This window comes from Halomonas sp. THAF12 (assembly GCF_009363675.1).
Classification (GTDB): Bacteria; Pseudomonadota; Gammaproteobacteria; order Pseudomonadales; family Halomonadaceae; genus Halomonas; species Halomonas smyrnensis.
In genome coordinates this window covers 2,495,866-2,517,476 of the sequence record NZ_CP045399.1, presented here as the reverse complement: position 1 = coordinate 2,517,476, position 21,611 = coordinate 2,495,866, and the positions used below count along the sequence as shown (strand labels likewise).

Genomic DNA, 21,611 nt, shown 5'->3' with positions numbered 1-21,611 from the left:
CCGCTGACATGCGGATTGCCGTCGATGCCATGGGCGGGGATCTCGGTCCCCGCGCTACCGTGGCAGGCGCCGCCAGCGCCGTCATGGCCGATCCCGAGCTCGATATCCGGCTGTTCGGCCCTGCCGCCCGGCTGGAAGAAGAGCTCTCCCGGCTGCCGCGGCCTCTCGCCGCGGCGTCGTCGCATCTGAGCATCGAGAATGCGCCCGGCGAGATTCGTCAGGATCAGCGCCCGGCCGAGGCGCTGCGCCGGGGCCGGGACTCCAGCATGGCGGCCATGCTGGCCTGTCTGGCCCGCGGCGAGGTGCAGGCCGGTGTCAGCGCCGGCAATACCGGCGCGCTGATGGCGCTGTCGCGGCGCGCGCTCGGTACCGTTGCCGGCGTGGCACGACCGGCGATCAGCACGGCGATTCCCGTCGATCGCGAGGGGCGCTGCTATCTGCTCGACCTCGGCGCCAACGTTGATGTCGAGGCCGAGCGACTGCTCGACTTCGCGCTGATGGGAGACGTCATGGCGCGCCACGTGGACGGTCTTGCGCGTCCGCGGGTGGCGCTGCTCAACGTCGGCGTCGAGGGCACCAAGGGCACGGCGAGCGTGCAGCGGGCCGATGAGCTGCTGCGCGAGCGCGACGACCTCGACTACGTGGGCTTCGTCGAGGGCGACGGCATCTTCGCCGGCGAGGCCGACGTGGTCGTGTGCGACGGCTTCGTCGGCAATGCCGTGCTCAAGGCCAGCGAAGGGCTGGCGAAGATGCTGGTGCGTCGGGTCCAGGCGACCTTCGAGGCGCACTGGACCAGCCGCCTGGTGGGTGCGCTGGCGCGTCCCGCGCTGGCGCGCCTGCGCCGTGAGCTGGATCCGGTGCGCTACAATGGCGCCAGTCTGCTGGGCCTGAACGGCATCGTCATCAAGAGTCATGGCGGCGCCGACGCCGCCGGTTTCCACTACGCCGTGGCTCGTGCGGCGCAGGAAGTACAGCATGGCCTGCCCGAGCGGCTGGCCGACGAGCTTCGTCTTCGACGGTCTGTCGTCGATTCGGCCACTTCCGGTGACCGAGCCGACAGCGGATCCAGGACTTCCGGCTCCGCCGCCACGGACAGTGGCGGAGTCGGGAACCGTCAACAAGTGCAAAGGTGATCGACATGACACAACCCCTTGCCCTCATCTTTCCCGGGCAGGGCTCCCAGCAGATCGGCATGCTGCGCGAGCTGGCGGAGCGTTACAGCGTGGTGCGCACGACCTTCGAGGAAGCCGCCGATGCGCTGGGCTATGATCTCTGGCAGGTGGTCCAGGAAGGGCCCGCCGAGTCGCTCAACGCCACCGCCTGCACGCAGCCGGCGCTGCTGACCGCCAGCGTCGCCATCTGGCGCGTCTGGCAGGAGCTCGAAGGGCCGCGCCCGGGCGCCATGGCCGGCCACAGCCTGGGCGAGTACAGCGCCATGGTGTGCGCCGGTGCGCTGTCGTTCGCCGATGGCGTGCGACTGGTCAAGCTGCGCGGCGAGGCCATGCAGGACGCCGTGCCCATGGGGCAGGGTGCCATGGCCGCGATCCTCGGCCTGGACGACGCCGCCGTCGAGCAGGCCTGTGAGCGGGCCGCCGAAGGCGAAGTGGTCTCCGCGGTGAACTACAATGCCCCCGGGCAGGTGGTCATCGCCGGTGCCAAGGGCGCCGTCGAGCGCGCCATCGCGGCCTGCCAGGAGGCCGGTGCCAAGCGTGCGATGCCGCTGCCGGTGTCGGTGCCCTCGCACTGTGATCTGATGCGTCCGGCCGCCGAGCGCCTGGCCGCGGCGATGGATGACATCACGCTGCGCGCGCCGCGCTACACCGTGGTGCAGAACGTCGATGCCCAGGCCCACGCCGACGTCGATACCCTGCGCACGCGCCTGATCGAGCAGCTCTACCAGCCGGTGCGCTGGACCTCCTGCGTCGAGAACATGGTGGGTCGTGGTGCCGAAGTGTTCATCGAATGCGGGCCGGGCAAGGTGCTCACCGGTCTGAACAAGCGAATCGCCCGGGGCAGCCGCGGGCTGGCGGTCAACGATCCCGACAGCCTCTCGGCGGCCCTCGAACTGGCCCGCGAAGCGGCGGATCAGTCAACGTCGGCCAACGGCTGACCCCTCTCCTGGACGAGAACGGAAGAGACCATGTCAAGCGAGTCTAGAGTCGCCCTGATCACCGGGGCCAGCCGCGGCATCGGCCGCGCCATCGCCCACGAGCTCGGTCGTCAGGGCCGCATCGTGATCGGTACCGCCACCAGCGATGCCGGTGCCGAGCGCATCGACGCCGACCTCAAGGCCCATGGCATCGAGGGCGCCGGGCGCCGCCTCGACGTCACCGATCAGGCCAGCGTCGACGGCCTGGTTCGGGCCATCAATGAAGAGTTCGGGGCGCCGACCATCCTGGTCAACAACGCCGGCATCACCCGCGACAACCTGCTCATGCGCATGAAGGAAGATGAGTGGGATGCGGTGATCGACGCCAACCTCAAGTCCGTGTATCGCGTCAGCAAGGCCTGCCTGCGCGGCATGACCAAGGCGCGCTTCGGTCGCATCGTTTCGGTCAGCTCGGTGGTCGCCACCATGGGCAACCTCGGCCAGACCAACTACGCTGCGGCGAAGGCCGGCATGGAAGGCTTCACCCGGGCGCTGGCCCGTGAGGTGGCTTCCCGCGCCATCACCGTCAATGCCGTGGCGCCGGGTTTCATCGCCACCGACATGACCGAGGCCCTGCCCGAGGCGCAGAAGGATGCGCTGCTCGGCCAGATTCCCCTGACGCGCCTCGGTCAACCCGAGGAAATTGCCGCGGCGGTGGGCTTCCTGACCAGCGAGCCGGCCGGCTACATCACCGGCGAGACGCTGCACGTCAACGGCGGCATGAACATGCGCTGAAGCCGCGTCATGCGGCGGTTGCGTTGTCCTTGAGCGGTCTATAAACTACCCCGCAGCTTATTGGCTTGCGGATCTGAAACGGCTGGTTAGCAGTCGCTTAACGTGAACGACTGGAGTACTTCATAATGAGCACCATCGAAGAGCGCGTGAAGAAGGTTGTGGCCGAGCGCCTGAACGTCAAGGAAGAGGACATCCAGAACTCTTCTTCTTTCACCGAGGACCTCGGCGCGGATTCCCTGGATACCGTCGAGCTGGTGATGGCGCTTGAAGAGGAATTCGACACCGAGATTCCCGACGAGGAAGCCGAGAAGATCACCACCGTTCAGGAAGCCGTCGACTACGTCAACGCCCACCAGTAAGGGTGTTGTCGGACACCGCTTGCTGAGGTGTGCCTGGGGCCACGCGCCCTGGTGAGAGAGCCGTCCTGCCATGCAGGACGGCTCTCGTGCTATCTGGGGGGTGCGCGACCACAGCGGCCGCGGACTCGGGTATAATGCGCGCCAAGACGGTCCCGCGGGGCCGTGACACTATCTGGATCTGGAGGAGAGCGGATGGCTCGTAGAAGGGTTGTGGTGACGGGGCTAGGCCTGGTCACGCCAGTCGGCAATACCGTGGACGAGAGCTGGGGCAACATCCTGGCCGGGAAGAGCGGTATCGCCCCCATCGAGCACTTCGATGCCAGCGGCTTCAACACGCGGTTCGGCGGGTCGGTCAAGGACTTCGACATCAGCCCGTACCTGAACCCCAAGGACGCCCGCAAGATGGATCTGTTCATCCAGTACGGCGTGGCCGCGGGTGGACAGGCGATCAGCGACGCCGGCATCGAGTGCACCGAGGAAAACGCCCACCGCATCGGCGTGGCGATCGGTTCCGGCATCGGCGGTCTGCCGATGATCGAGCATAACCACAATGCCCTGCAGAAGGGCGGCGCACGCCGCATCTCGCCGTTCTTCGTGCCGGGCTCGATCATCAACATGATCTCCGGCAACCTGGCGATCCAGCACGGCTTCCGCGGTCCCAACATCGCCATCACCACCGCCTGCACCACCGGCACCCACAACATCGGCTACAGCGCCCGCACCATCGCCTACGGCGACGCCGATGTCATGGTCTGTGGCGGCGCCGAGATGGCCACCACGCCGCTGGGTCTGGGTGGCTTCTCCGCCGCCCGCGCGCTGTCGACCCGCAACGACGATCCGGCCGCGGCCAGCCGCCCCTGGGATCGCGATCGCGACGGCTTCGTGCTCTCCGATGGCGCCGGCGTGATGGTCCTCGAGGAGTACGAGCACGCCAAGGCCCGTGGCGCGACTATCTACGCCGAGCTGACCGGCTTCGGCATGAGCGACGACGCCCACCACATGACCGCGCCGCCGGAAGACGGCAGCGGGGCGGCCCTGTCGATGGCGAATGCCATCCGCGACGCCAAGATCGATCCGGCCGAGGTGGACTACATCAACGCCCACGGCACCTCCACCGCGGCCGGCGACCTGGCCGAGAGCCGTGCCGTCGAGCGCGTGCTGGGCGAGGCCTCGAAGGACGTGGCGGTCAGCTCCACCAAGTCGATGATCGGCCACCTGCTGGGCGCCGCCGGCGCCGTCGAGGCGGTGTTCTCGGTGCTGGCGATCCGCGATCAGGTCGCACCGCCCACCATCAACCTCGACAACCCCCAGGAAGGCTGCAAGCTGGACTACGTGCCCCATACCGCCCGGGAGATGAAGATCGACGTCAGCCTGTCGAACTCCTTCGGCTTCGGCGGCACCAACGGCACGCTGCTGTTTTCCAAGGTGTGAGCATGACGGGCGGCGTCGATGTCGCCCGGCTGCCGCCGGGGGAGGGCGTGCCCTTCGACGACCGTGGCCTGGCCTACGGCGACGGCCTGTTCGAGACCGTGCTGTTGCGCGACGGCGAGCCGCGGCTGTGGACCGAGCACCTGGCCCGGCTGGCCCGCGGTGCCGAGACCCTCGGCATTCCGATGCCGGACCGGGCCATGCTCGACGCCTTGCCGGCCCGGGCCGGCGAGGGGCTCGCGGTGCTCAAGCTGATGCTGACCCGCGGCTCCGGCGGGCGCGGCTATCTCGCGCCCGCCGAGCCCGAGCCGCGGCTGCGCTGGCAGGCCGTGCCCTTCGCGCCGCTCGAGGCCCGCTGGCGCGACGGCGTGCGGGTTCGCCACTGCCGGCTGCGGCTGGGCATCCAGCCGGCGCTGGCCGGCCTCAAGCATCTCAATCGGCTGGAGAACGTCCTGGCCCGGGCCGAATGGTCCGATCCCGAGATCGCCGAGGGCCTGCTCGCCGATGCCGAGGGGCGACTGGTCGAGGCGACCTGCATGAACCTCTTCTGGTGGCAGGACGGCGACTGGTACACGCCCCGGCTCGATCGCTGCGGTGTGGCCGGCACCCTGCGGGCATCGCTGCTCGACGGCGGCGTGATCCGCGAGGCGGACACCTCGCCCGAGGCGCTGGCGACGGCCGAGGCGGTGTGCCTGGCCAACTCCGTGCAGGGCCTGTGGCCGGTGACCCGGCTCGATGACGCCGACGGCCGCCGCCTGGCGCGCTGGGACATCGGCGATCGCCATCGCGCCCTGCGGGCCGAGGCCCACGCGCGGCTCGGCTATCCCCACGACTGAACGAGGACTTCCCATGAGGCGAGTGGCCAAGCTGCTGCCGCTGCTGTTGATCCTGGCCGCCCTGGTGCTGGGCGCGGGGTATCGCTACTGGCAGAGCCGGCTCGAGGCGCCGCTGGCCCTCGAGGCGCCGACGCTCTACGAGGTGCCGGCCGGCGCCGGTTTCCATCGCGTGATCCGTGAGCTCGGCGAGCGCGGCATCCTGGCCGACGGCTGGGCCTATCGCCTGCTGAGCCGTCTCGACCCCGAGGCGCTGCCCGACCTGCGCCCCGGCGAGTACCGTCTGACGCCCGACATGAGCGGTCGCGAGCTGCTCGGCCTGCTCGATCGTCACGAGGTGGTCACCTATCCGCTGACCGTCCCCGAGGGCTGGACCTTCGCCCAGATGCGCGCCGCGCTGAACGCCGCGCCGAAACTCGAGCATCGCACCGCCGAGTGGTCCGACGCCGAGATCATGGCCGAGCTCGGCCGCGAGGGCGAGCTGCCGGAGGGTCGCTTCTTCCCCGACACCTATCGCTACCGCAAGGGCATCAGCGATCTGGAGATCCTGCGCCAGTCGATGGCGCGCATGGACGAGCTGCTCGCCCAGGCCTGGGAGGCGCGTGACGACGACCTGCCCATCGATACGCCCTATCAGGCGCTGATCCTGGCCTCGTTGGTGGAGCGCGAGACCGGGGCGCCCGAGGAGCGTGACCGCATCGCCGGCGTCTTCGTGCGGCGGCTTGAGCGGGGCATGCGCCTGCAGACCGACCCCACCGTGATCTACGGCATGGGCGACGACTATGACGGCAACATCACCCGCGCCGACCTGCGCGAGGCCACGCCCTACAACACCTACGTGATCGACGGCCTGCCACCGACGCCCATTGCCCTGCCGGGACGGGCGGCACTGCAGGCGGCGGTGCAGCCCGCCGAGGGCGAGGCGCTCTATTTCGTGGCCCGGGGCGACGGCACCCACCACTTCTCGCGCTCGCTGCGCGAGCACAACAATGCCGTCAATCGCTACATTCGCAACCGCTGAGCATCGGAGAGGCCATGCAACGCCGAGGACGCTTCATCACCCTGGAAGGCGGCGAAGGGGTGGGCAAGTCCACCAACCTGGCCTGGGTCGCCGAGCATCTGGAGGCCCGCGGCCTCGAGGTGGTGCGCACCCGCGAGCCGGGCGGCACGCCGCGCGCCGAGGCGATCCGCGGCCTGCTGCTCGATCCCGCGTCCGACGAGCCGCTGGACGATGATGCCGAGCTGCTGCTGGTGTTCGCCGCCCGCGCCCAGCATCTGGCACGGGTGGTGCGGCCGGCCCTCGAGCGGGGCGCCTGGGTGGTCTGCGACCGCTTCACCGACGCCACCTTCGCCTATCAGGGCGGCGGGCGCGGCATTTCGGCCGAGCGCATCGCCGAGCTGGAAGCCTTCGTCCAGCAGGGGCTGCAGCCGGACCTGACGCTGCTGCTCGACATGCCGATGGCCGCGGCCCAGCGCCGGCTCGAGGGGCGCCTGGAGCGCAGCGGTGGCCAGCGCGATCGCTTCGAGCGCGAGCGGGCCGAGTTCTTCGAGGCCGTGCGCCAGGCCTATCTGGCCCGCGCCGCCGCGGCGCCCGAGCGCATGGCCGTGGTCGATGCCGACCGCGCCCTCGCGGACGTGCAGGCCGAGCTCGGTCGCCGGCTGGATGCGCATCTGGAGGCGTCATGAGCGAGCCCGTCCGGCCGCTGCCCTGGCTCGAGCCCCGCTGGCGGGAGCTGATCGCGCTGGCCGAGGCCGGCCGCTTGCCCCATGCGCTGCTGTTCTCCGGCCCCCACGGTGTCGGCAAGCCGTCGCTGGCCGAGGCGCTGATCGCCCGCACCCTGTGCCAGGCGCCGGGCGAGGTCGCCTGCGGCCGCTGCCACGCCTGCCAGATGCTGGCGTCGGGCTATCACCCGGACCTGATGCGGGTGTCGCCGGACGAGGGCAAGCGCCAGATCCGCATCGACGCCATCCGCGAGATCAACGGCTTCGTCTCCCAGACCGCCCAGCAGGGCGGCTACCGGGTGATCGTCATCTCGCCGGCCGAGGCGATGAACGTGGCCGCCTCCAACGCCCTGCTCAAGAGCCTGGAGGAGCCCGGCGGGCGGACCCTGTTCCTGCTGCTCTCGGACATTCCCTCGCACCTGCTGCCGACCATCCGCTCGCGCTGCCAGCACTGGAGCCTGACGGCGCCGGACGAGGCCGAGTGCCTCGACTGGCTGGCCGAGCGGCTCGGCGGCCGCGAGGATGCCCGCTTCTGGTATCAGGCCGCCGGCGGACTGCCGCTGCGGGCCCTGGAGCTCGCCGAGCCCGACGCCCGGGCGCTGCGCCAGCAGCTCCATGAGACCTTCGACGCCCTGGTGCGCGGCGCCGAGCCGGTGGCCGAGGCCGCGCGGCTGGACCGCCAGTCCCTCGATGCCATCCTGTGGTACGGTATCGCCTGGCTCGAGGATCTGATCCGGCTGGGCCTGTCCGGGGAGAGCGCGACGCTGCGCAACCCCGACCTGCTGCCGCTCTATCGCCAGGCGGTGAAGAACGGCCGGGTCCGCGACTGGTTCCGCCTGCTGGACTATGCTCGCGAACAGCGGCGCCTGCTCGGCGCGGGAGGCAATCCCAACCCGCAGCTGGTGCTGGAAGCCTGGCTGGTGCGCTGGTCCGCGCTGTTGCGCTCCTGAAGACACTGCCCGAGGAGGCTCGCCGATGTCCGCCCAGAAAGCCCTCTCCCTGACGATCCGGGATATCCCCACGCTGCTCTCGGCCTACATGCCGTCGCTGGAGCGCGGCGGCATCTTCGTGCCGACCCGCGAGCGCTACGAACTCGGCCAGGAGGTCTTCGTGCTGCTGACCCTGCCCGAGGAGAGCGAACGCCTGCCGGTCACCGGCCGCGTGGTGTGGGTCTCGCCCGAGGGTGTTTCCGGGCGCCGCGTGCCGGGCATCGGCGTGCACTTCGGCGTCGAGGACCAGGGCGTGCGCGACCACATCGAGACCCTGCTGGCGGGCCAGCTGGACAAGGACGCGCCGACCTACACGCTCTGACCCCGTCGAGCTCCCGAACTTATCCTACTTTCCGTGTGAACCTGCCGATGTTTGTCGATTCCCACTGCCATCTCGATCGCCTCGATCCCCGCACCCACGACGGCGACGTCGCCGCCGCCCTGGACGCCGCCCGCGCCGGCGACGTGCGCCAGTTCCTGGCCATCGCGGTCACCCTGGAGGAAGTGCCGGGCATCGCCGCCATCGCCCGTGAACACGACGACGTGGTGATCTCCGCCGGCGTGCATCCGCTGCATGAGGTGCCGGAAGAACCGAGCGTCGAGGCCATCAAGGAATGCGCGGAGCGCCATGAGGCGGTGGCGATCGGCGAGACCGGCCTCGACTATCACTACGATGGCGTCTCCCGCGAGGTGCAGCACGAGCGCTTTCGCCGCCACCTGATCGCCGCCACCGAGCTCGAGCTGCCGGTGATCATCCACACCCGCGCCGCGCGCGAGGACACCCTGGCGCTGATCCGCGAACACGTCGATCCGCGGGTCGGCGGCGTGCTGCACTGCTTCACCGAGGACCTGGACATGGCCCGCGAGGCGGTGGCCCACGGTTTCATGATCTCGCTGTCGGGCATCGTCACCTTCCGCAACGCCGAATCGGTGCGCGAGCTGGCCCGCAAGGTGCCGCTGGATCGCCTGCTGATCGAGACCGACAGCCCCTATCTGGCGCCGGTGCCGCATCGCGGCAAGCCCAACGAGCCGGCCTGGGTGGTCGAGGTCGCCGAGTGCATCGCCGAGGAGCGCGGCATCAGCGTCGAGGAAGTGGCCATGCAGACCACCGCCAACTTCTACCGGCTGTTCAGGGCGGCCGTGCCCGAGGCGTCGGCGGAAGTCCGCGAGGCGCTGTCGAGCGCCGGCCTGGTGGTCTGATCCGGCGCGCAAAGGAGGCGTCATGAACCTGGACACCTGGCTGGCCGGCATTCCGCCCGAGGGCGAGATCCCACCGCTGGAGCGCTGGCATCCCGACTGCCGGGGCGACATGGATCTGACCATCGCCGCCGACGGCCGCTGGATCCACGAGGGGGCCGCCATCGCGCGTCCTGCGCTGGTGCGGCTGCTGGCGAGCGTGCTGCGCCGCGAGGACGACGGCGAGTATTACCTGGTAGCGCCGGGCGAGAAATGGCGCATCCGCGTCGAGGATCGCCCGCTGCTGATCGTCGATGCCGAGTGCGATGCCGCCGGCGACTGGCGGCTGGTCACCAATGCCGGCGATCGCGTGAGGCTCGACGACGCGCACCGGCTGACGGTCAGCGACACGCCCCGCGGCGAGGCCGTGCCGGAGGTGCCGGTGCGCTTCGGCTTCGCCGCGCGCCTCGGGCGCAATGTCTTCTATCGCCTCGCCGAGGCCGCCGAGTGCCGCGGCGACGAGCTGGGCCTTCAGAGCGGCGGCGTCTGGCACGTGCTGGGCCGCTGGGATGACGAGGCATCATGAGGTTGACGCCGGAACAGCACGCCGTGGTCGGCCATCCCGATGGCCATGCCCGGGTCGCCGCCGTGGCCGGGGCGGGCAAGACCACCACCCTGGTGGCGCGGGTCCTGCACCTGCTCGAGCGCGGCATGGCGCCCGGACGCATCCTGGTGCTGATGTTCAATCGCTCGGCGCGGGAGGACTTCCAGGCCCGGCTGGCCGCGGCGGCGCCCGCCGGCCAGGCGCTGCCCGACGTGCGCACCTTCCACTCGCTGGGTCATCGCCTGACCCAGAGCCTGACGCGCTGGGGCGTGCTGGAGCATCGCCGTCTGCTGACCGCCGACTGGCAGCTCGAGCGGCTGCTGCGCCAGGCCACCCAGCAGGCGCTGGAGGCCTTCCCCGAGGCCGGCGAGCGCGCGCTGGAAGCCGAGAAGCTCGAGGCCCTGGCCCACTTCAGCGGCCTGGTGAAGGCCGAGATGGCCGAGCCCGCCGAACTCTACGCCCGCCTCGACTTCGGCGAGGACACCGAGCACTTCGTCGCCGCCTTCGAACACGCCGAGACCCTGCTCGCCGATCAGGGCCTGATGACCTACGCCGACCTGCTGTATCGGCCGGTCCGCGCGCTGGAGGCCGACCCCGCGCTGCGCGCCCGGGTCCAGGGCTTCCTCGACCAGGTGATCATCGACGAGTACCAGGACATCAACCCCACCCAGCAGCGCCTGCTGGCGGTGCTGGCCGGGCGCGAGGCGGCGGTGATGGCGGTGGGCGATGCCAACCAGTGCATCTACGAATGGCGCGGTGCCCACCCCGACACCATGCTCGAGGACTTCACCGCCATCTTCGGCGAGGCCCGGGACTACCCGCTCTCCACCACCTTCCGCCACGGCCACGCCCTGGCGCTGGCGGCCAATCACGCCATCGAGGCCAATCGGCGTCGTCCGGACCAGCTGTGCCTGGCCGCGCCGGACAATCCCGCCACCCGGCTGGCGGTGGGGCAGGGCAGCCAGGCACTGCTCGACGAGCTGGCCGGCTGGCAGCGCGACGGCCGCCGTCTCGACGAGGCCTGCCTGCTGGTGCGCAGCTGGGCGCTGTCGGTGCCGCTGCAGCTGGCGCTGCTGCGCGAGGGCGTGCCCTTCCGGCTGTCCCGGGAGGACCGCTTCGTGTTCCGCCTGCCGCTGGTCGAGGCGCTGGCCGGCTACCTGGCGCTGGCGCTCGACGGTCAGCTATTGCGCGACCCCGGTCATCTGCTGCTGCTGCTGTCCCAGCCGACGCCCTTCGTGCCCCGCGAACGGCTCTCGGCGCTGGCCGCCCGGCTAGCCGAGACCCAGCGCTGGCCGGAGCGCCAGGACCCGCTGCTGGCCTCGCTCAAGCCGCACCAGCGGCGGACCCTCAAGCGTCGCTGGGCGCTGCTCTGCGAGCTGCCGAAACGCGGCGGCTGGTCGCCGGCCAAGCTGCTCGAGCACGTGGTCGAGGAGGTCGAGGCCGAGAAGGTGCTCAAGCGCGCCGCGGCGCGCCGCGACAAGGGCGAGGAGGACGTGCGCCTGCTCGACGTGCTGGTGGAACAGGCGAAGGAAGCCTCCGATCTCTCGGCCTTCATCGAGCTGCTGCGTCGCCCGGTGGAGAACCGCGACGACGGCGTGCTGATCACCACCGTGCACGGCGCCAAGGGGCTGGAGTGGCCGCTGGTGATGCTCGGCGGCGTCAACGAGGAAGACTTCCCGCACTACACCCGCGACAACCCGCTGAGTCCGCCGCGCCTCGAGGAGGAGCGGCGGCTGTTCTACGTGGCGATCACCCGGGCCTGCGAGCGCCTGGTGATGCTGCACGACGGCGGCGATCACCGGCCCAGTCGCTTCCTCGGCGAGACCGCCTGGCAGGACGGCCAGCGGGTGGCCGAGCGCCTCGTTGGCGAGGACGCCGGTGAACCGGCGGCGCCGCTGCGGGTCTCCCGTCCGGCGCTGGTGCAGCGCTACCTCGAGCGCCTGGGCCGGCCGCTGCCCGTCGAGGCCGCCGCGGCACAGACGGGGCAGGTCGCCGAGGGAGCGGCCGACTATCGGGTCGGCCAGCGCCTCAACCATGCCGTCTTCGGCGAGGGCGAGATCAGCGTGGTGGAAGGCGACCCGGCAAATCCCGTGATCGAGGTGCGATTCCGTCAGGCCGGCCGCAGGCGACTGATCGCCCGGCGGGCCCCCATCGAATGGCTGGAAGGAGAGGGCGCATGAAGGTATTGATCGAAGCCGGCGAGCTGGCCGAGGCGCTCGCGGGCGATAGGCCGCCGCTGGTGCTGGACTGTCGGGCGCGGCTCGGCGACCCCGAGGCCGGCGAGCGGCTGTGGGGCGAGGGCCATGTGCCGGGCAGCCAGCATCTGGACATGGATCGCGACCTGGCCACCTCGCCGGGCGAGAACGGTGCGGGCGGCCGTCATCCGCTGCCGAGCCGCGAGGCCTTTACGGCGACGCTGCGCCGCCTCGGCGTCACCCCCGAGCGGCCGGTGGTGGTCTACGACGACACGGGCGGCCAGCTGGCCGCGGCCCGGGCCTGGTGGATGATCGCCTGTTGGGCGGGACATCCCGACGTGCGGCTGCTGAACGGCGGTCTCGGGGCCTGGCAGGCCGCCGGCGGCGAGCTGGCGCAGGGGCGCGAGCCGGCGCCCGCGCCGAGCGACTGGGCGCCCGGCTATCGCGACGAGGTGATGGTACAGGCCGACGAGGTGTTCTCCGGCCGCGCGCTGAAGCTCGATGCGCGCCCCGCCGAGCGCTTCCGCGGCGAGGCCGAGTCCGTCGATGCCCTGGCCGGGCACATCCCCGGCGCACGCTCCCGGCCGAGCGCCGAGAACCTCGACGCCGGCGGCCGCTTCAAGTCGCCCGAGACGCTCGACGCCGAGCTGCCGGATGCGGATCCGGTGATCGCCTACTGCGGCTCCGGCGTCACCGCCTGCCACGACATCCTCGCCTACGCCATCGCCGGCCGCCCGCTGCCGCGGCTCTACGTCGGCTCCTGGAGCGACTGGATCACCGACGCCGACCGGCCCATCGCCACCGGCGACTGACCCCGGGCTTCGCTCGGAGCGGGAAGGAAAAACGCCCCGCAGGCCGAAGGGGCTGCGGGGCGTTTTCATGGGGTGGGCGCTATCGGCATGGAGCGGCTCCCGGCCACCGGGACGCAACCCCGACGCTAGGCGAGCCGGGCGACGCGCTCGGGCCGGAACAAGGTCCCTCTTGCCGGCCCTGAATCGACATCCCTGTCGATTCGCGCTGCCCGGTTCGCGCCGCCTCGGCGTCCCGGCGCAGCCGCTCGCCGCCCCTGCCGCACGCGGGCCGGTTTACATGTTGGGGTAGTTCGGCCCGCCGCCGCCCTCCGGTGCGACCCAGGTGATGTTCTGGGCCGGGTCCTTGATGTCGCAGGTCTTGCAGTGCACGCAGTTCTGGAAGTTGATCTGGAACGCGGGCTTGCCGTCGTCGTCCTCGACCACCTCGTAGACCCCGGCCGGGCAGTAGCGCTGCGCGGGCTCGGCGTAGGTCGGCAGGTTGTCGCGGATCGGCAGCTCCGGGTCCTCGAGGCGCAGGTGGCAGGGCTGATCTTCCTCGTGGTTGGTGTTCGAGAGGAACACCGAGGAGGCCTTGTCGAACGAGATCACGCCGTCGGGCTTGGGATAGTCGATCTTCTCGCACTCGGCCGCCGGCTTGAGCGTCGCGTGGTCCGGCGTGGTGTCGTGGACCGTCGGCAGCTTGCCGCCGGTAAGCTGGTCGAGGAAGTTGTAGGCGCCGCCGCCCACGGTGCCGTACTTGTGGATCGCCGGGCCGAAGCTGCGGCTCTCGTCGAGCTCCCGGTACGCCCAGCTGGCCTGCCACTTGGCCTCGAAGGCGGTGAGATCGGCACCGCCCTCGTCGCTCTCTCCCCCGGCCGCGATCGCCTCGAAGACGCTCTCGGCGGCGACCATGCCGGACTTCATGGCGGTGTGCAGCCCCTTGATCTTGGCGAAGTTCAGGGTGCCGGCATCGCAGCCGATCAAGAGCCCGCCGGGGAAGGTCATCTTCGGCAGGCAGTTGAGGCCGCCCTTGGCGATGGCCCGGGCGCCGTAGGCGACCCGCGAGCCGCCTTCCAGGTACTGCTTGAGCACCGGGTGGTGCTTCATGCGCTGGAACTCGTCGAAGGGCGACAGGTACGGGTTCTGGTAGGACAGGTCGAGGATCAGGCCGACCACCACCTGCTGGTTCTCGGCGTGATAGAGGAACCAGCCGCCGTGGGTCGACTTGTCCAGCGGCCAGCCGGAGCCGTGCAGCACCAGGCCCGGCTCGTGCTTGTCGGCCGGCACGTCCCACAGCTCCTTGAGGCCGATGCCATAGTGCTGCGGATCCTTACCGGCATCGAGCTCGAAGCGCTCGATCAGCCCCTTGCCCAGGTGGCCGCGGGCGCCCTCGGCGAACAGGGTGTACTTGGCGCGCAGCTCCATGCCCGGCATGTGGCCGTCCTTGGGCTGGCCGTCGGCGCCCACGCCCATGTCGCCCACCAGGATGCCCTTGACCACGCCGTCCTCGACGATGGTCTCCTGGGCGGCGAAGCCCGGAAACACCTCGACGCCGAGCTCCTCGGCCTGTTCGGCCAGCCAGCGGCACAGGTTGCCGGCGCTGATCACATAGCGTGTCTGGTCGCCGCCGGTGTTATGCATGGTCTTCGGCACCAGGGCGTTGGGCAGCTTCTGGGCCTTCTCGGCGTCCTTGAGCAGATAGAGCTCGTCGCGAATCGCCGGCGTGGTCAGCGGCGCGCCGCGCTCCTGCCAGTCGGGGAACAGTTCCTGCAGGGCGCGTGGTTCGAAGACGGCGCCGGAGAGGATGTGAGCGCCGACCTCGGACCCTTTCTCGACCAGGCACACCGACAGTTCCTGCTCGGCCTCGTTGGCCTGCTGCATCAGGCGGCAGGCCGCGGCCAGGCCGGAGGGGCCGGCGCCGACGATGACCACGTCGAACTCCATGGCGTCGCGCTCGATCTGTTCTGTCATTGGATCCTTCTCCTCCCATCTCGACGACGTCCTGGCCGAGGCGGTCTCGGCATCGTCAGGGTGTTAAAACGGTCGTTTGCTTCCGGGGTTGCCCCATGGTCCGCATGATAGCGGGATTGGTCTCCCCTTACGATGGCCAAACCCCGGAAAGCCCCACTCCCGGCATGCCGGGGATTGTTGGAGTGGTCCGGGCTGTGGCACATTTAGGGAGTTTTTCGGCAAGGCGCCTATCAAACGCTCGTCTGAAACGCATAAAAGCATATCGGTCCGTTCTATGGGGTCGGTGTCGCGTGACGTCAGCGAGTCGCCGAGCTCCGTTTCCCAGGTTCCGAGACAGAACCCAGCGAGGACATTATGAAGGTACTCGTCGCGGTCAAACGCGTCATCGACTACAACGTCAAGATCCGGGTCAAGCCGGACAACAGCGACGTCGACCTCACCAACGTCAAGATGGCCATGAATCCCTTCTGCGAGATCGCCGTGGAAGAGGCAGTGCGGCTCAAGGAAGCCGGCGTGGCCACCGAAGTGGTCGCCGTCACCGTGGGGCCGAAGGCCGCCCAGGAACAGCTGCGCACCGCGCTGGCGCTGGGCGCCGATCGCGCCGTGCACGTGCAGACCGAGGCGCCCGTCGAGTCGCTGGCCGCGGCCAAGCTGCTGGCCAAGGTCGTCGAGGAGGAGCAGCCGCAGCTGACCATCCTCGGCAAGCAGGCCATCGACAGCGACAACAACCAGGTGGGGCAGATGCTCGCCGCACTGACCGGTCGTCCCCAGGGCACCTTCGCCTCCGAGATCGCGATCGAAGGCGAGACCCTGAAGGTCACCCGCGAGATCGACGGCGGCCTGCAGACCGTGGCCCTGCAGCTGCCGGCCATCGTCACCACCGACCTGCGCCTCAACGAGCCGCGCTACGCCAAGCTGCCCGACATCATGAAGGCCAAGAAGAAGCCGCTGGACACCAAGACGCCCGAGGAACTCGGCGTCGCGGTGGCCTCCGGCCTCAAGCTGGTCTCCGTCGAGCCGCCGGCCGAGCGCCAGGGCGGCGTCAAGGTGGGCTCCGTGGATGAGCTGGTCGACAAGCTGAAGAACGAAGCGAAGGTGATCTCATGAGTATCCTGGTCCTTGCCGAACATCACGACGGTCAGCTGGCCGAGACCACGGCACACGTGGTCGCCGCGGCCCAGGCCATCGGCGGTGACATCGACGTGCTGGTCGCCGGCGAGAACGTGGGCGCCATCGCCGAGGCCGCCGCCAGGCTCGACGGCGTGAGCCGGGTGCGCGTCGCCGATGCGCCCGTCTACGCCCATCAGCTGGCCGAGCCGCTGAGCGAGCTGCTGGTGGCGCTGTCCGGCGACTATGGCCATGTGCTGGCCGCCGCCACCACCAACGGCAAGAACGTGCTGCCGCGTCTCGCCGCGCTCAAGGACGTCAGCCAGATCTCCGAGATCATCGAGGTGGTCGGCGCCGACACCTTCAAGCGTCCGATCTATGCCGGCAACGCCATCGCCACCGTGCAGAGCGAGGACGCGCTGAAGGTGATCACCGTGCGCTCCACCGCCTTCGATGCCGTCGCCGCCTCTTCACAAGATCAGGGAAGCGCGAGCATCGAGGCCGTCGATAGCGGCGTCGACAATGCCCTGTCGTCGTTCATCGACGAGCAGCTCGAGCAGAGCGACCGCCCCGAGCTCGGCGGCGCCAAGGTCGTGATCTCCGGCGGCCGCGGCATGGGCAGCGGCGAGAACTTCAAGCTGCTCGACGGCATCGCCGACAAGCTGGGCGCGGCCATCGGGGCCTCCCGCGCGGCGGTCGATGCCGGCTACGTGCCCAACGACATGCAGGTCGGCCAGACCGGCAAGATCGTGGCGCCGGAGCTCTACATCGCGGTGGGGATCAGCGGTGCCATCCAGCACCTGGCGGGCATGAAGGATTCCCGGGTGATCGTCGCCATCAACAAGGACGACGAGGCGCCGATCTTCCAGGTCGCGGACTATGGTCTGGTGGGGGATCTGTTCGCGATCCTGCCGGAGCTCGAGAGCAAGCTGTAAGGCGTTCGAGAGCAAGCTGTAAGGCTCTCTGTCGTCAGCTAGACAACGGGCCGGTCTTCTCCACGGAGAGGCCGGCCCGTTTGCGTTGGTGGCGTCGTCGATGCCGGGGCGCGTGTCGGAGAGGCGGCGAGGGCGGCTCAGCGGCCCAGCCAGCCGACCAGTCGCCGGGTCGCGGCCTGCCAGTGACTTTCCTGTGCCCGGGAGGGGCGTCTGCCGCTCAGCCAGGCGGCGGCCTCCTGCAGCGGCGTGATGATGGCGTCGATCTGGGTCTCGCAGCGCTCGCGGTCCATGCCGCCGGGGCACTGGGCGAGCAGCAGGCTGGCATGGGCGAGGGCGGCGTCGAGCGACTGCCAGGCCGCCGGATGGCGGGCGGCCGCATCCCGGCAGCGCGTCAGTTCGCCGGTGAGCATCTCGATCAGCCGGGCATTCGGCCAGCAGGGGCTCGCGGCGGATGGCGCGGTCTTGCCCAGATCGTCGCGAAGCGCCCGGAAGGAGACCGAGAGGAAGATGCAGGTGTAGTGCAGCTGGGGATGCGCCGCCGACATGACATGCTCTCCTTGTTGGTATTAATTCTCATTCTTTTATCTGGAGCCATACCCTGTCAACCGGCGCCGGCCCTGGTCGGGAGAACGCTTCGGCGATGAGAGTCGCTCGCGGGCGCGCCATGGCGCGTCAAGCATTGATAATTATTCTTGTTCCGAGTAGGGTTTCGAGGATCTGTTGGACCTTTCGGAGACTAGCGTGTCCTACCACCATCCCCGGCTTCGCCTTGCCGTGGCAGGGCTCGCCCTGCTCGTGGCCGGCACCGCGGCCGCCCAGTCGACGGTGCGCGACGAGACGCTCGATGCCCAGCGTACACAGGCCGAGCTCCAGGCGCGCATCGACAACGCCGACGAGGCCGTGCGCGACAAGCTCCAGGCACTGCGCCAGGCGCGCGAGGAAACGCGGCGCCTGAGCGACTACAACGCCGAGCTGGCGCCGCTGGTCGAGCGTCAGGCCGAGACCCTGGCCCGCCGTGACGAGGCGCTTTCCACCCTGTCCGCGACCCGCGAGGCCCTGCCGGGCCTGATGCGCGACATGGTCGAGCGTCTGCGTGCCTGGGTGGAGCACGACATGCCCTTCCTGCAGGACGAGCGCCTGGCTCGGGTCGAGAGCCTCGAGCGTCTGCTGGCCGACCCCGAGACGAGCCGCGACGAGAAGCTGTCGCGGATGCTGGCCGCCTGGCGCGCCGAGCTCGATTATGGCCGGGAGATCGACGCCTGGCGCGGCGAGCTGGCCGGCGATGCCCCCCGCGAGGTGGATTTCCTGCGCCTGGGCCGGGTCGGCTGGTACTACCTGACGCCCGATGGCCATCGCGGCGGCGTGTGGAAGGCCGAGCAGGGCGACTGGCAGCCGCTGGAGGGCGCGGCCCTGGCCGAGGTCCGCAAGGGGCTGGCCATCGCCCGCGAGCGACGCGCCCCCGCGCTTCTCGAACTGCCCGTTTCTCAACCCGTGTCTGCGTCAGAGACACCCGCCGGGGAGGACGCCTGATGCACCTAACGACGGCAATGCGCGCCGCGCTGGTGGGCCTGTGGCTGGCCGGCTCTCCCTTGCTGGCCCAGGCCCAGCAGGCGACCGCGCCGGACGACGAGGCCACGCTGTCCACCCTGCGCGCCGAGCGCGAGGCCGCCGAGGCCCGCGACAACGCTCGCCTGGCCGAGCTGGTCGATGACGAAGCGGCGCTGGATGAGGCGCTGGCCGAGGCGCAGGACGCCCTGGCCGATGCCCGCGAGCGGCGCGAATCCCTCGACGCCCGGGAGCAGTCCCAGCGCGAGGCGCTCGAGGAACTCGACGCCCGCCGCCAGGAACAGGGGGGCGATCTGCAGGGGCTGTTCGATGAGGTGGCCGGCGTCAGCGGCGAGCTGCGGGACGATCTCGCCGCCAGCTGGCTGACCCTGGGCGGCCAGGCGGAGCTGCCGCCGCGCCTCGAGGCCGACGGTATCCTCGGCGCCGATCAGGTGGCCGGCCTCGCCGACAGCCTGATGGCGCTGACGCGCGAGACCGCCCGGGTGGCGGAGCTCGAGGCCCCGGTGGCCGGTGCCGATGGCGAGGTGGCCGAGCGTTCGGTGCTGCGGGTCGGCGATCTGCTGGCGGCGACCGACGACGGTCGGCTGCTCGAGCGCTCCGGTGAGGACGGGCGCCTGGCGGTGCTGCCGACGACGCCCGGGGCGATCGCCGACCCCCTGGCGGCCTTCCAGAGCGGCGAGGGCGATACCCTGGCCTTCGATCCGGCCGACGGTCAGGTCGTCGCGGCCATGGCGCAGACGCCGAGCCTGTGGGAGCGCTTCCAGCAGGGCGGCGCCGTGGGCTACGTGGTCGTGGCGCTGGGCGTCGTCGGCCTGCTGGTGGCGCTGGTGCAGTATCTCTATCTGGCGCGGGTGACCGTTCGGCTGCGTCGTCAGCTCGGCGATCTCGACCGGCTGCGCGACGACAATCCGCTGGGGCGCGTGCTCAAGCGTTTCCATGCCCTCGGCCCGGGCCATGCGCCCGAGGCGCTGGAGGCCCGCCTCGACGAGGCGCTGCTCGCCGAGCAGCCGAAGCTCGAGCGCGGCCAGGGGCTGGTCAAGATGCTCGCCGCCGTGGCGCCGCTGATGGGTCTGCTCGGCACCGTCACCGGGATGATCGTGACCTTCCAGTCGATCACCGTGTTCGGCACCGGCGACCCGCAGCTGATGGCCGGCGGCATCAGTCAGGCGCTGGTGACCACGGTGTTGGGCCTGATCACCGCGGTGCCGCTGCTGTTCGCCCAGACGGCGCTCTCCAGCCGCAGCCGTTCGCTGATCGGCACCCTCGAAGGGCGCGCCAGTGCCGTGCTCGCCGACACCCTGGAGGCCGGCCGCGACGCCGCTTCCCCGAGCGTGACGCCGCGCCATGCCGATGCGCTGGCTTGATCCCCTGGCCTGGCTGGTCGAGGCCGGCGGCCCGGTGCTGGTGGTCATCATCGGCGTGGCGGTGCTGCTGTTCTCGCTGGGCCTGGAGCGCTGGTGGTTCTTCCGCTTCCACTATCGTCCGGCGCGCCACGCCCTGGTGGCGCGCTGGGTGGCCCGCGAGGATCACGCCAGCTGGAGTGCGCTGACCCTGCGCGAGATCTGGGCCCGCGAGCTGATCACCCGGCTGCGCGCGCCGCTGCCCTGGCTCAAGCTCTTGGTGGTGATCTGCCCGCTGTTCGGCCTGCTCGGCACGGTGACCGGCATGATCACCGTCTTCGACAGCCTGTCGGTGAGCGAGGTCAATCAGGCCCGAGCCATGGCCGACGGCGTGGCCCGCGCCACCCTGCCGACCCTGAGCGGCATGGCGGTCTCGGTGGTGGGGCTGTTGTTCATCGCTCGTCTCGAACACATCATCCGGCGCGAGGATCAGCGGCTGCACGACCGCCTGGCACGCGCCGCGGAGGACGCACATGCGTAGACGTCGACTGGCGGCGGCCGGTGAGGAGAGCAGCGAGGTCAACCTGACCCCGATGCTGGACGTGGTCTTCATCATGCTGATCTTCTTCATCGTGACCACCAGCTTCATCAAGGAGAGCGGGGTGGAGATCGAGCGGCCCGAGTCCAGCGCGGCGTCGCCGCGGCCGGACGTTCAGGTGCTGGTGGCGATCACCCCCGAGGGCGCGGTGTGGGTCGACGGCGAGCCCGTGGACCTGCACCGGGTCGGCCCGCGCGTGGCCGGCCTGGTCAGCGACGACGGCTCGGTGGTGATCCAGGCCGATCGCGATGCCACCACCGGCGTGCTGATCGAGGTCATGGATCGCCTGCGCGAGGCCGACGTCGACAACGTGGCGGTGGCCGCCCAGCGGAGCGGTGACTGATGCGGCTACCGGTTTCGCTGCTGGCCGGGGCGGCCCTGACCCTGGCGCTGTTCGCGCTGCTGGCCCTGCTGGTGGCGCCGCCCGAGGCCGAGCCCGAGCCGCAGCAGGAGATCATGATGACGCTGGCCGAGGCGCCGGCCGAGATGGCGCCTGAGCCGGCCAGGGCGGCCAGCGCGGCGCCACCGCCGCCGCCCAGTGCCCCGACGCCGCCGCCACAGCCGGCGCCGGCGCCCCAGGTCGACAGCGCCATTTCCCTGCCGGAGCCGGAGCTTCCGCCCATGGAAACGCCGGAGGCGCCGGTGGACGAGGCCCTGCCCGAGCTCACCGAGACACCGCCCGAACCGAAGCCGGAGCCCCGGCCCGAACCCGAGCCCGAGCCCGAGCCCGAGCCGCAGCCGGAACCCGCGCCGACGCCGGCACCGGATCCTGCCCCGAGCCAGGCCACGGCCAGCGCATCGTCGTCGGCCCCGGCCGCGAATCAGGCGGCCTCCAACGAGCCGGTGGACGTGGGATCCTCCGCCCAGGCCACGCGTCGCGTGCCGCCCGAGTATCCCTCGCGGGCCCGCCGTCGCGGTCTCGAGGGCCACGTGGTGGTGCAGTTCATCATTCGCCGCGACGGCAGCGTCGAGCGCGACAGCATCCAGGTGGTGGAGGCCAGCCCGCGCCGCGTCTTCGACCGCGTCGCTCGCCGCGCCATCGCCGGCTGGCAGTTCGCGTCCGCCGATCAGCGCCGTCGGGCCCGCCAGCGCCTGGAGTTCCAGCTGAGATGA

Annotated in this window: 23 protein-coding genes; 21 read left to right on the top strand and 2 right to left on the bottom strand. The window is 70.6% G+C overall.

Annotated features, from left to right (window positions below):
- Positions 1 to 8: 8 nt before the first annotated feature.
- From plsX to FIU88_RS11510, 14 genes are all read left to right on the top strand, one after another.
- Positions 9 to 1,133 (top strand): phosphate acyltransferase PlsX, encoded by a 1,125-nt coding sequence (gene plsX / locus FIU88_RS11575; protein WP_152479351.1) that lies wholly within the window; start codon positions 9 to 11, stop codon positions 1,131 to 1,133.
- A gap of 5 nt (positions 1,134 to 1,138) precedes the next feature.
- Positions 1,139 to 2,110, top strand: coding sequence for an ACP S-malonyltransferase (gene fabD / locus FIU88_RS11570; RefSeq protein ID WP_152479350.1), 972 nt, complete (start codon positions 1,139 to 1,141; stop codon positions 2,108 to 2,110).
- A 30-nt stretch (positions 2,111 to 2,140) separates the two neighbouring features.
- Positions 2,141 to 2,884, top strand: a complete 744-nt coding sequence (gene fabG, locus FIU88_RS11565) for a 3-oxoacyl-ACP reductase FabG (RefSeq protein WP_016854354.1) — start codon at positions 2,141 to 2,143, stop codon at positions 2,882 to 2,884.
- A 125-nt stretch (positions 2,885 to 3,009) separates the two neighbouring features.
- Positions 3,010 to 3,243, top strand: coding sequence for an acyl carrier protein (acpP, locus tag FIU88_RS11560; protein WP_016854353.1), 234 nt, complete (start codon positions 3,010 to 3,012; stop codon positions 3,241 to 3,243).
- A gap of 192 nt (positions 3,244 to 3,435) precedes the next feature.
- Entirely contained in the window at positions 3,436 to 4,674 is a 1,239-nt protein-coding gene (fabF, locus tag FIU88_RS11555) for a beta-ketoacyl-ACP synthase II (protein WP_152479349.1), read from the top strand.
- 2 nt (positions 4,675 to 4,676) lie between these two features.
- Positions 4,677 to 5,507 carry an aminodeoxychorismate lyase gene (pabC, locus tag FIU88_RS11550; protein WP_152479348.1) on the top strand — a complete coding sequence of 277 codons (831 nt, stop codon included), beginning with the start codon at positions 4,677 to 4,679 and terminating at the stop codon, positions 5,505 to 5,507.
- Between the two features lie 13 nt (positions 5,508 to 5,520).
- Positions 5,521 to 6,525 (top strand): endolytic transglycosylase MltG, encoded by a 1,005-nt coding sequence (gene mltG / locus FIU88_RS11545; protein WP_152479347.1) that lies wholly within the window; start codon positions 5,521 to 5,523, stop codon positions 6,523 to 6,525.
- 14 nt (positions 6,526 to 6,539) lie between these two features.
- Positions 6,540 to 7,190: a dTMP kinase gene (gene tmk, locus FIU88_RS11540; RefSeq protein WP_152479346.1), complete on the top strand. Its 651-nt coding sequence runs from the start codon at positions 6,540 to 6,542 to the stop codon at positions 7,188 to 7,190.
- On the top strand, positions 7,187 to 8,176 hold the full coding sequence (locus FIU88_RS11535) for a DNA polymerase III subunit delta' (RefSeq protein ID WP_016854348.1): 990 nt from the start codon (positions 7,187 to 7,189) through the stop codon (positions 8,174 to 8,176). The genes tmk and FIU88_RS11535 overlap by 4 nt, the downstream gene beginning before the upstream one ends.
- A 25-nt stretch (positions 8,177 to 8,201) precedes the next feature.
- Positions 8,202 to 8,537: a PilZ domain-containing protein gene (locus FIU88_RS11530; RefSeq protein ID WP_016854347.1), complete on the top strand. Its 336-nt coding sequence runs from the start codon at positions 8,202 to 8,204 to the stop codon at positions 8,535 to 8,537.
- Between the two features lie 47 nt (positions 8,538 to 8,584).
- On the top strand, positions 8,585 to 9,415 hold the full coding sequence (locus FIU88_RS11525; RefSeq protein WP_152479345.1) for a TatD family hydrolase: 831 nt from the start codon (positions 8,585 to 8,587) through the stop codon (positions 9,413 to 9,415).
- Positions 9,416 to 9,437: 22 nt separating this feature from the next.
- A complete protein-coding gene (locus tag FIU88_RS11520) occupies positions 9,438 to 9,977 on the top strand; it encodes a DUF1285 domain-containing protein (protein WP_152479344.1) in 540 nt (179 codons plus the stop codon).
- Positions 9,974 to 12,175 (top strand): ATP-dependent helicase, encoded by a 2,202-nt coding sequence (locus FIU88_RS11515; protein WP_152479343.1) that lies wholly within the window; start codon positions 9,974 to 9,976, stop codon positions 12,173 to 12,175. The genes FIU88_RS11520 and FIU88_RS11515 overlap by 4 nt, the downstream gene beginning before the upstream one ends.
- Positions 12,172 to 13,002 (top strand): sulfurtransferase, encoded by an 831-nt coding sequence (locus FIU88_RS11510; RefSeq protein WP_152479342.1) that lies wholly within the window; start codon positions 12,172 to 12,174, stop codon positions 13,000 to 13,002. The genes FIU88_RS11515 and FIU88_RS11510 overlap by 4 nt, the downstream gene beginning before the upstream one ends.
- A 273-nt stretch (positions 13,003 to 13,275) precedes the next feature.
- Here FIU88_RS11510 and FIU88_RS11505 read toward each other — a convergent pair whose 3' ends face one another.
- On the bottom strand, positions 13,276 to 14,952 hold the full coding sequence (locus FIU88_RS11505) for an electron transfer flavoprotein-ubiquinone oxidoreductase (RefSeq protein WP_152479341.1): 1,677 nt from the start codon (positions 14,950 to 14,952) through the stop codon (positions 13,276 to 13,278).
- A gap of 354 nt (positions 14,953 to 15,306) precedes the next feature.
- Between FIU88_RS11505 and FIU88_RS11500 the strand changes: the two genes are divergently transcribed.
- Both FIU88_RS11500 and FIU88_RS11495 read left to right on the top strand, forming a co-directional pair.
- The gene (locus tag FIU88_RS11500; protein WP_152479340.1) at positions 15,307 to 16,059 is read left to right on the top strand and encodes an electron transfer flavoprotein subunit beta/FixA family protein; all 753 of its coding nucleotides are present in this window, start codon (positions 15,307 to 15,309) and stop codon (positions 16,057 to 16,059) included.
- Positions 16,056 to 16,994: an electron transfer flavoprotein subunit alpha/FixB family protein gene (locus FIU88_RS11495; protein WP_152479339.1), complete on the top strand. Its 939-nt coding sequence runs from the start codon at positions 16,056 to 16,058 to the stop codon at positions 16,992 to 16,994. The genes FIU88_RS11500 and FIU88_RS11495 overlap by 4 nt, the downstream gene beginning before the upstream one ends.
- A 137-nt stretch (positions 16,995 to 17,131) precedes the next feature.
- On the opposite strand, the gene FIU88_RS11490 is transcribed toward FIU88_RS11495, so the two are convergent.
- Complete coding sequence (locus tag FIU88_RS11490; protein WP_016854339.1) at positions 17,132 to 17,539, bottom strand: hypothetical protein; 408 nt, start codon at positions 17,537 to 17,539, stop codon at positions 17,132 to 17,134.
- 196 nt (positions 17,540 to 17,735) lie between these two features.
- Between FIU88_RS11490 and FIU88_RS11485 the strand changes: the two genes are divergently transcribed.
- Genes FIU88_RS11485 through FIU88_RS11465 form a run of 5 tightly spaced genes read left to right on the top strand, consistent with a single transcriptional unit; the run spans position 17,736 to position 21,611 of the window.
- Positions 17,736 to 18,524: a DUF3450 domain-containing protein gene (locus FIU88_RS11485; RefSeq protein WP_152479338.1), complete on the top strand. Its 789-nt coding sequence runs from the start codon at positions 17,736 to 17,738 to the stop codon at positions 18,522 to 18,524.
- Positions 18,524 to 19,924: a MotA/TolQ/ExbB proton channel family protein gene (locus tag FIU88_RS11480; RefSeq protein WP_253742530.1), complete on the top strand. Its 1,401-nt coding sequence runs from the start codon at positions 18,524 to 18,526 to the stop codon at positions 19,922 to 19,924. The genes FIU88_RS11485 and FIU88_RS11480 overlap by 1 nt, the downstream gene beginning before the upstream one ends.
- Complete coding sequence (locus tag FIU88_RS11475) at positions 19,905 to 20,441, top strand: MotA/TolQ/ExbB proton channel family protein (RefSeq protein WP_035599021.1); 537 nt, start codon at positions 19,905 to 19,907, stop codon at positions 20,439 to 20,441. Before FIU88_RS11480 ends, FIU88_RS11475 begins: the two co-directional genes overlap by 20 nt.
- On the top strand, positions 20,434 to 20,841 hold the full coding sequence (locus tag FIU88_RS11470; RefSeq protein WP_016854335.1) for a biopolymer transporter ExbD: 408 nt from the start codon (positions 20,434 to 20,436) through the stop codon (positions 20,839 to 20,841). The genes FIU88_RS11475 and FIU88_RS11470 overlap by 8 nt, the downstream gene beginning before the upstream one ends.
- Positions 20,841 to 21,611, top strand: a complete 771-nt coding sequence (locus tag FIU88_RS11465) for an energy transducer TonB (protein WP_152479337.1) — start codon at positions 20,841 to 20,843, stop codon at positions 21,609 to 21,611. The genes FIU88_RS11470 and FIU88_RS11465 overlap by 1 nt, the downstream gene beginning before the upstream one ends.

Coding starts and splice junctions, on each gene's coding strand:
- plsX (WP_152479351.1), top strand. CDS start 9: ATGCGGATTGCCGTCGATGCCATGGGCGGGGATCTCGGTCCCCGCGCT.
- fabD (WP_152479350.1), top strand. CDS start 1,139: ATGACACAACCCCTTGCCCTCATCTTTCCCGGGCAGGGCTCCCAGCAG.
- fabG (WP_016854354.1), top strand. CDS start 2,141: ATGTCAAGCGAGTCTAGAGTCGCCCTGATCACCGGGGCCAGCCGCGGC.
- acpP (WP_016854353.1), top strand. CDS start 3,010: ATGAGCACCATCGAAGAGCGCGTGAAGAAGGTTGTGGCCGAGCGCCTG.
- fabF (WP_152479349.1), top strand. CDS start 3,436: ATGGCTCGTAGAAGGGTTGTGGTGACGGGGCTAGGCCTGGTCACGCCA.
- pabC (WP_152479348.1), top strand. CDS start 4,677: ATGACGGGCGGCGTCGATGTCGCCCGGCTGCCGCCGGGGGAGGGCGTG.
- mltG (WP_152479347.1), top strand. CDS start 5,521: ATGAGGCGAGTGGCCAAGCTGCTGCCGCTGCTGTTGATCCTGGCCGCC.
- tmk (WP_152479346.1), top strand. CDS start 6,540: ATGCAACGCCGAGGACGCTTCATCACCCTGGAAGGCGGCGAAGGGGTG.
- FIU88_RS11535 (WP_016854348.1), top strand. CDS start 7,187: ATGAGCGAGCCCGTCCGGCCGCTGCCCTGGCTCGAGCCCCGCTGGCGG.
- FIU88_RS11530 (WP_016854347.1), top strand. CDS start 8,202: ATGTCCGCCCAGAAAGCCCTCTCCCTGACGATCCGGGATATCCCCACG.
- FIU88_RS11525 (WP_152479345.1), top strand. CDS start 8,585: ATGTTTGTCGATTCCCACTGCCATCTCGATCGCCTCGATCCCCGCACC.
- FIU88_RS11520 (WP_152479344.1), top strand. CDS start 9,438: ATGAACCTGGACACCTGGCTGGCCGGCATTCCGCCCGAGGGCGAGATC.
- FIU88_RS11515 (WP_152479343.1), top strand. CDS start 9,974: ATGAGGTTGACGCCGGAACAGCACGCCGTGGTCGGCCATCCCGATGGC.
- FIU88_RS11510 (WP_152479342.1), top strand. CDS start 12,172: ATGAAGGTATTGATCGAAGCCGGCGAGCTGGCCGAGGCGCTCGCGGGC.
- FIU88_RS11505 (WP_152479341.1), bottom strand. CDS start 14,952: ATGACAGAACAGATCGAGCGCGACGCCATGGAGTTCGACGTGGTCATC.
- FIU88_RS11500 (WP_152479340.1), top strand. CDS start 15,307: ATGAAGGTACTCGTCGCGGTCAAACGCGTCATCGACTACAACGTCAAG.
- FIU88_RS11495 (WP_152479339.1), top strand. CDS start 16,056: ATGAGTATCCTGGTCCTTGCCGAACATCACGACGGTCAGCTGGCCGAG.
- FIU88_RS11490 (WP_016854339.1), bottom strand. CDS start 17,539: ATGTCGGCGGCGCATCCCCAGCTGCACTACACCTGCATCTTCCTCTCG.
- FIU88_RS11480 (WP_253742530.1), top strand. CDS start 18,524: ATGCACCTAACGACGGCAATGCGCGCCGCGCTGGTGGGCCTGTGGCTG.
- FIU88_RS11475 (WP_035599021.1), top strand. CDS start 19,905: ATGCCGATGCGCTGGCTTGATCCCCTGGCCTGGCTGGTCGAGGCCGGC.
- FIU88_RS11470 (WP_016854335.1), top strand. CDS start 20,434: ATGCGTAGACGTCGACTGGCGGCGGCCGGTGAGGAGAGCAGCGAGGTC.
- FIU88_RS11465 (WP_152479337.1), top strand. CDS start 20,841: ATGCGGCTACCGGTTTCGCTGCTGGCCGGGGCGGCCCTGACCCTGGCG.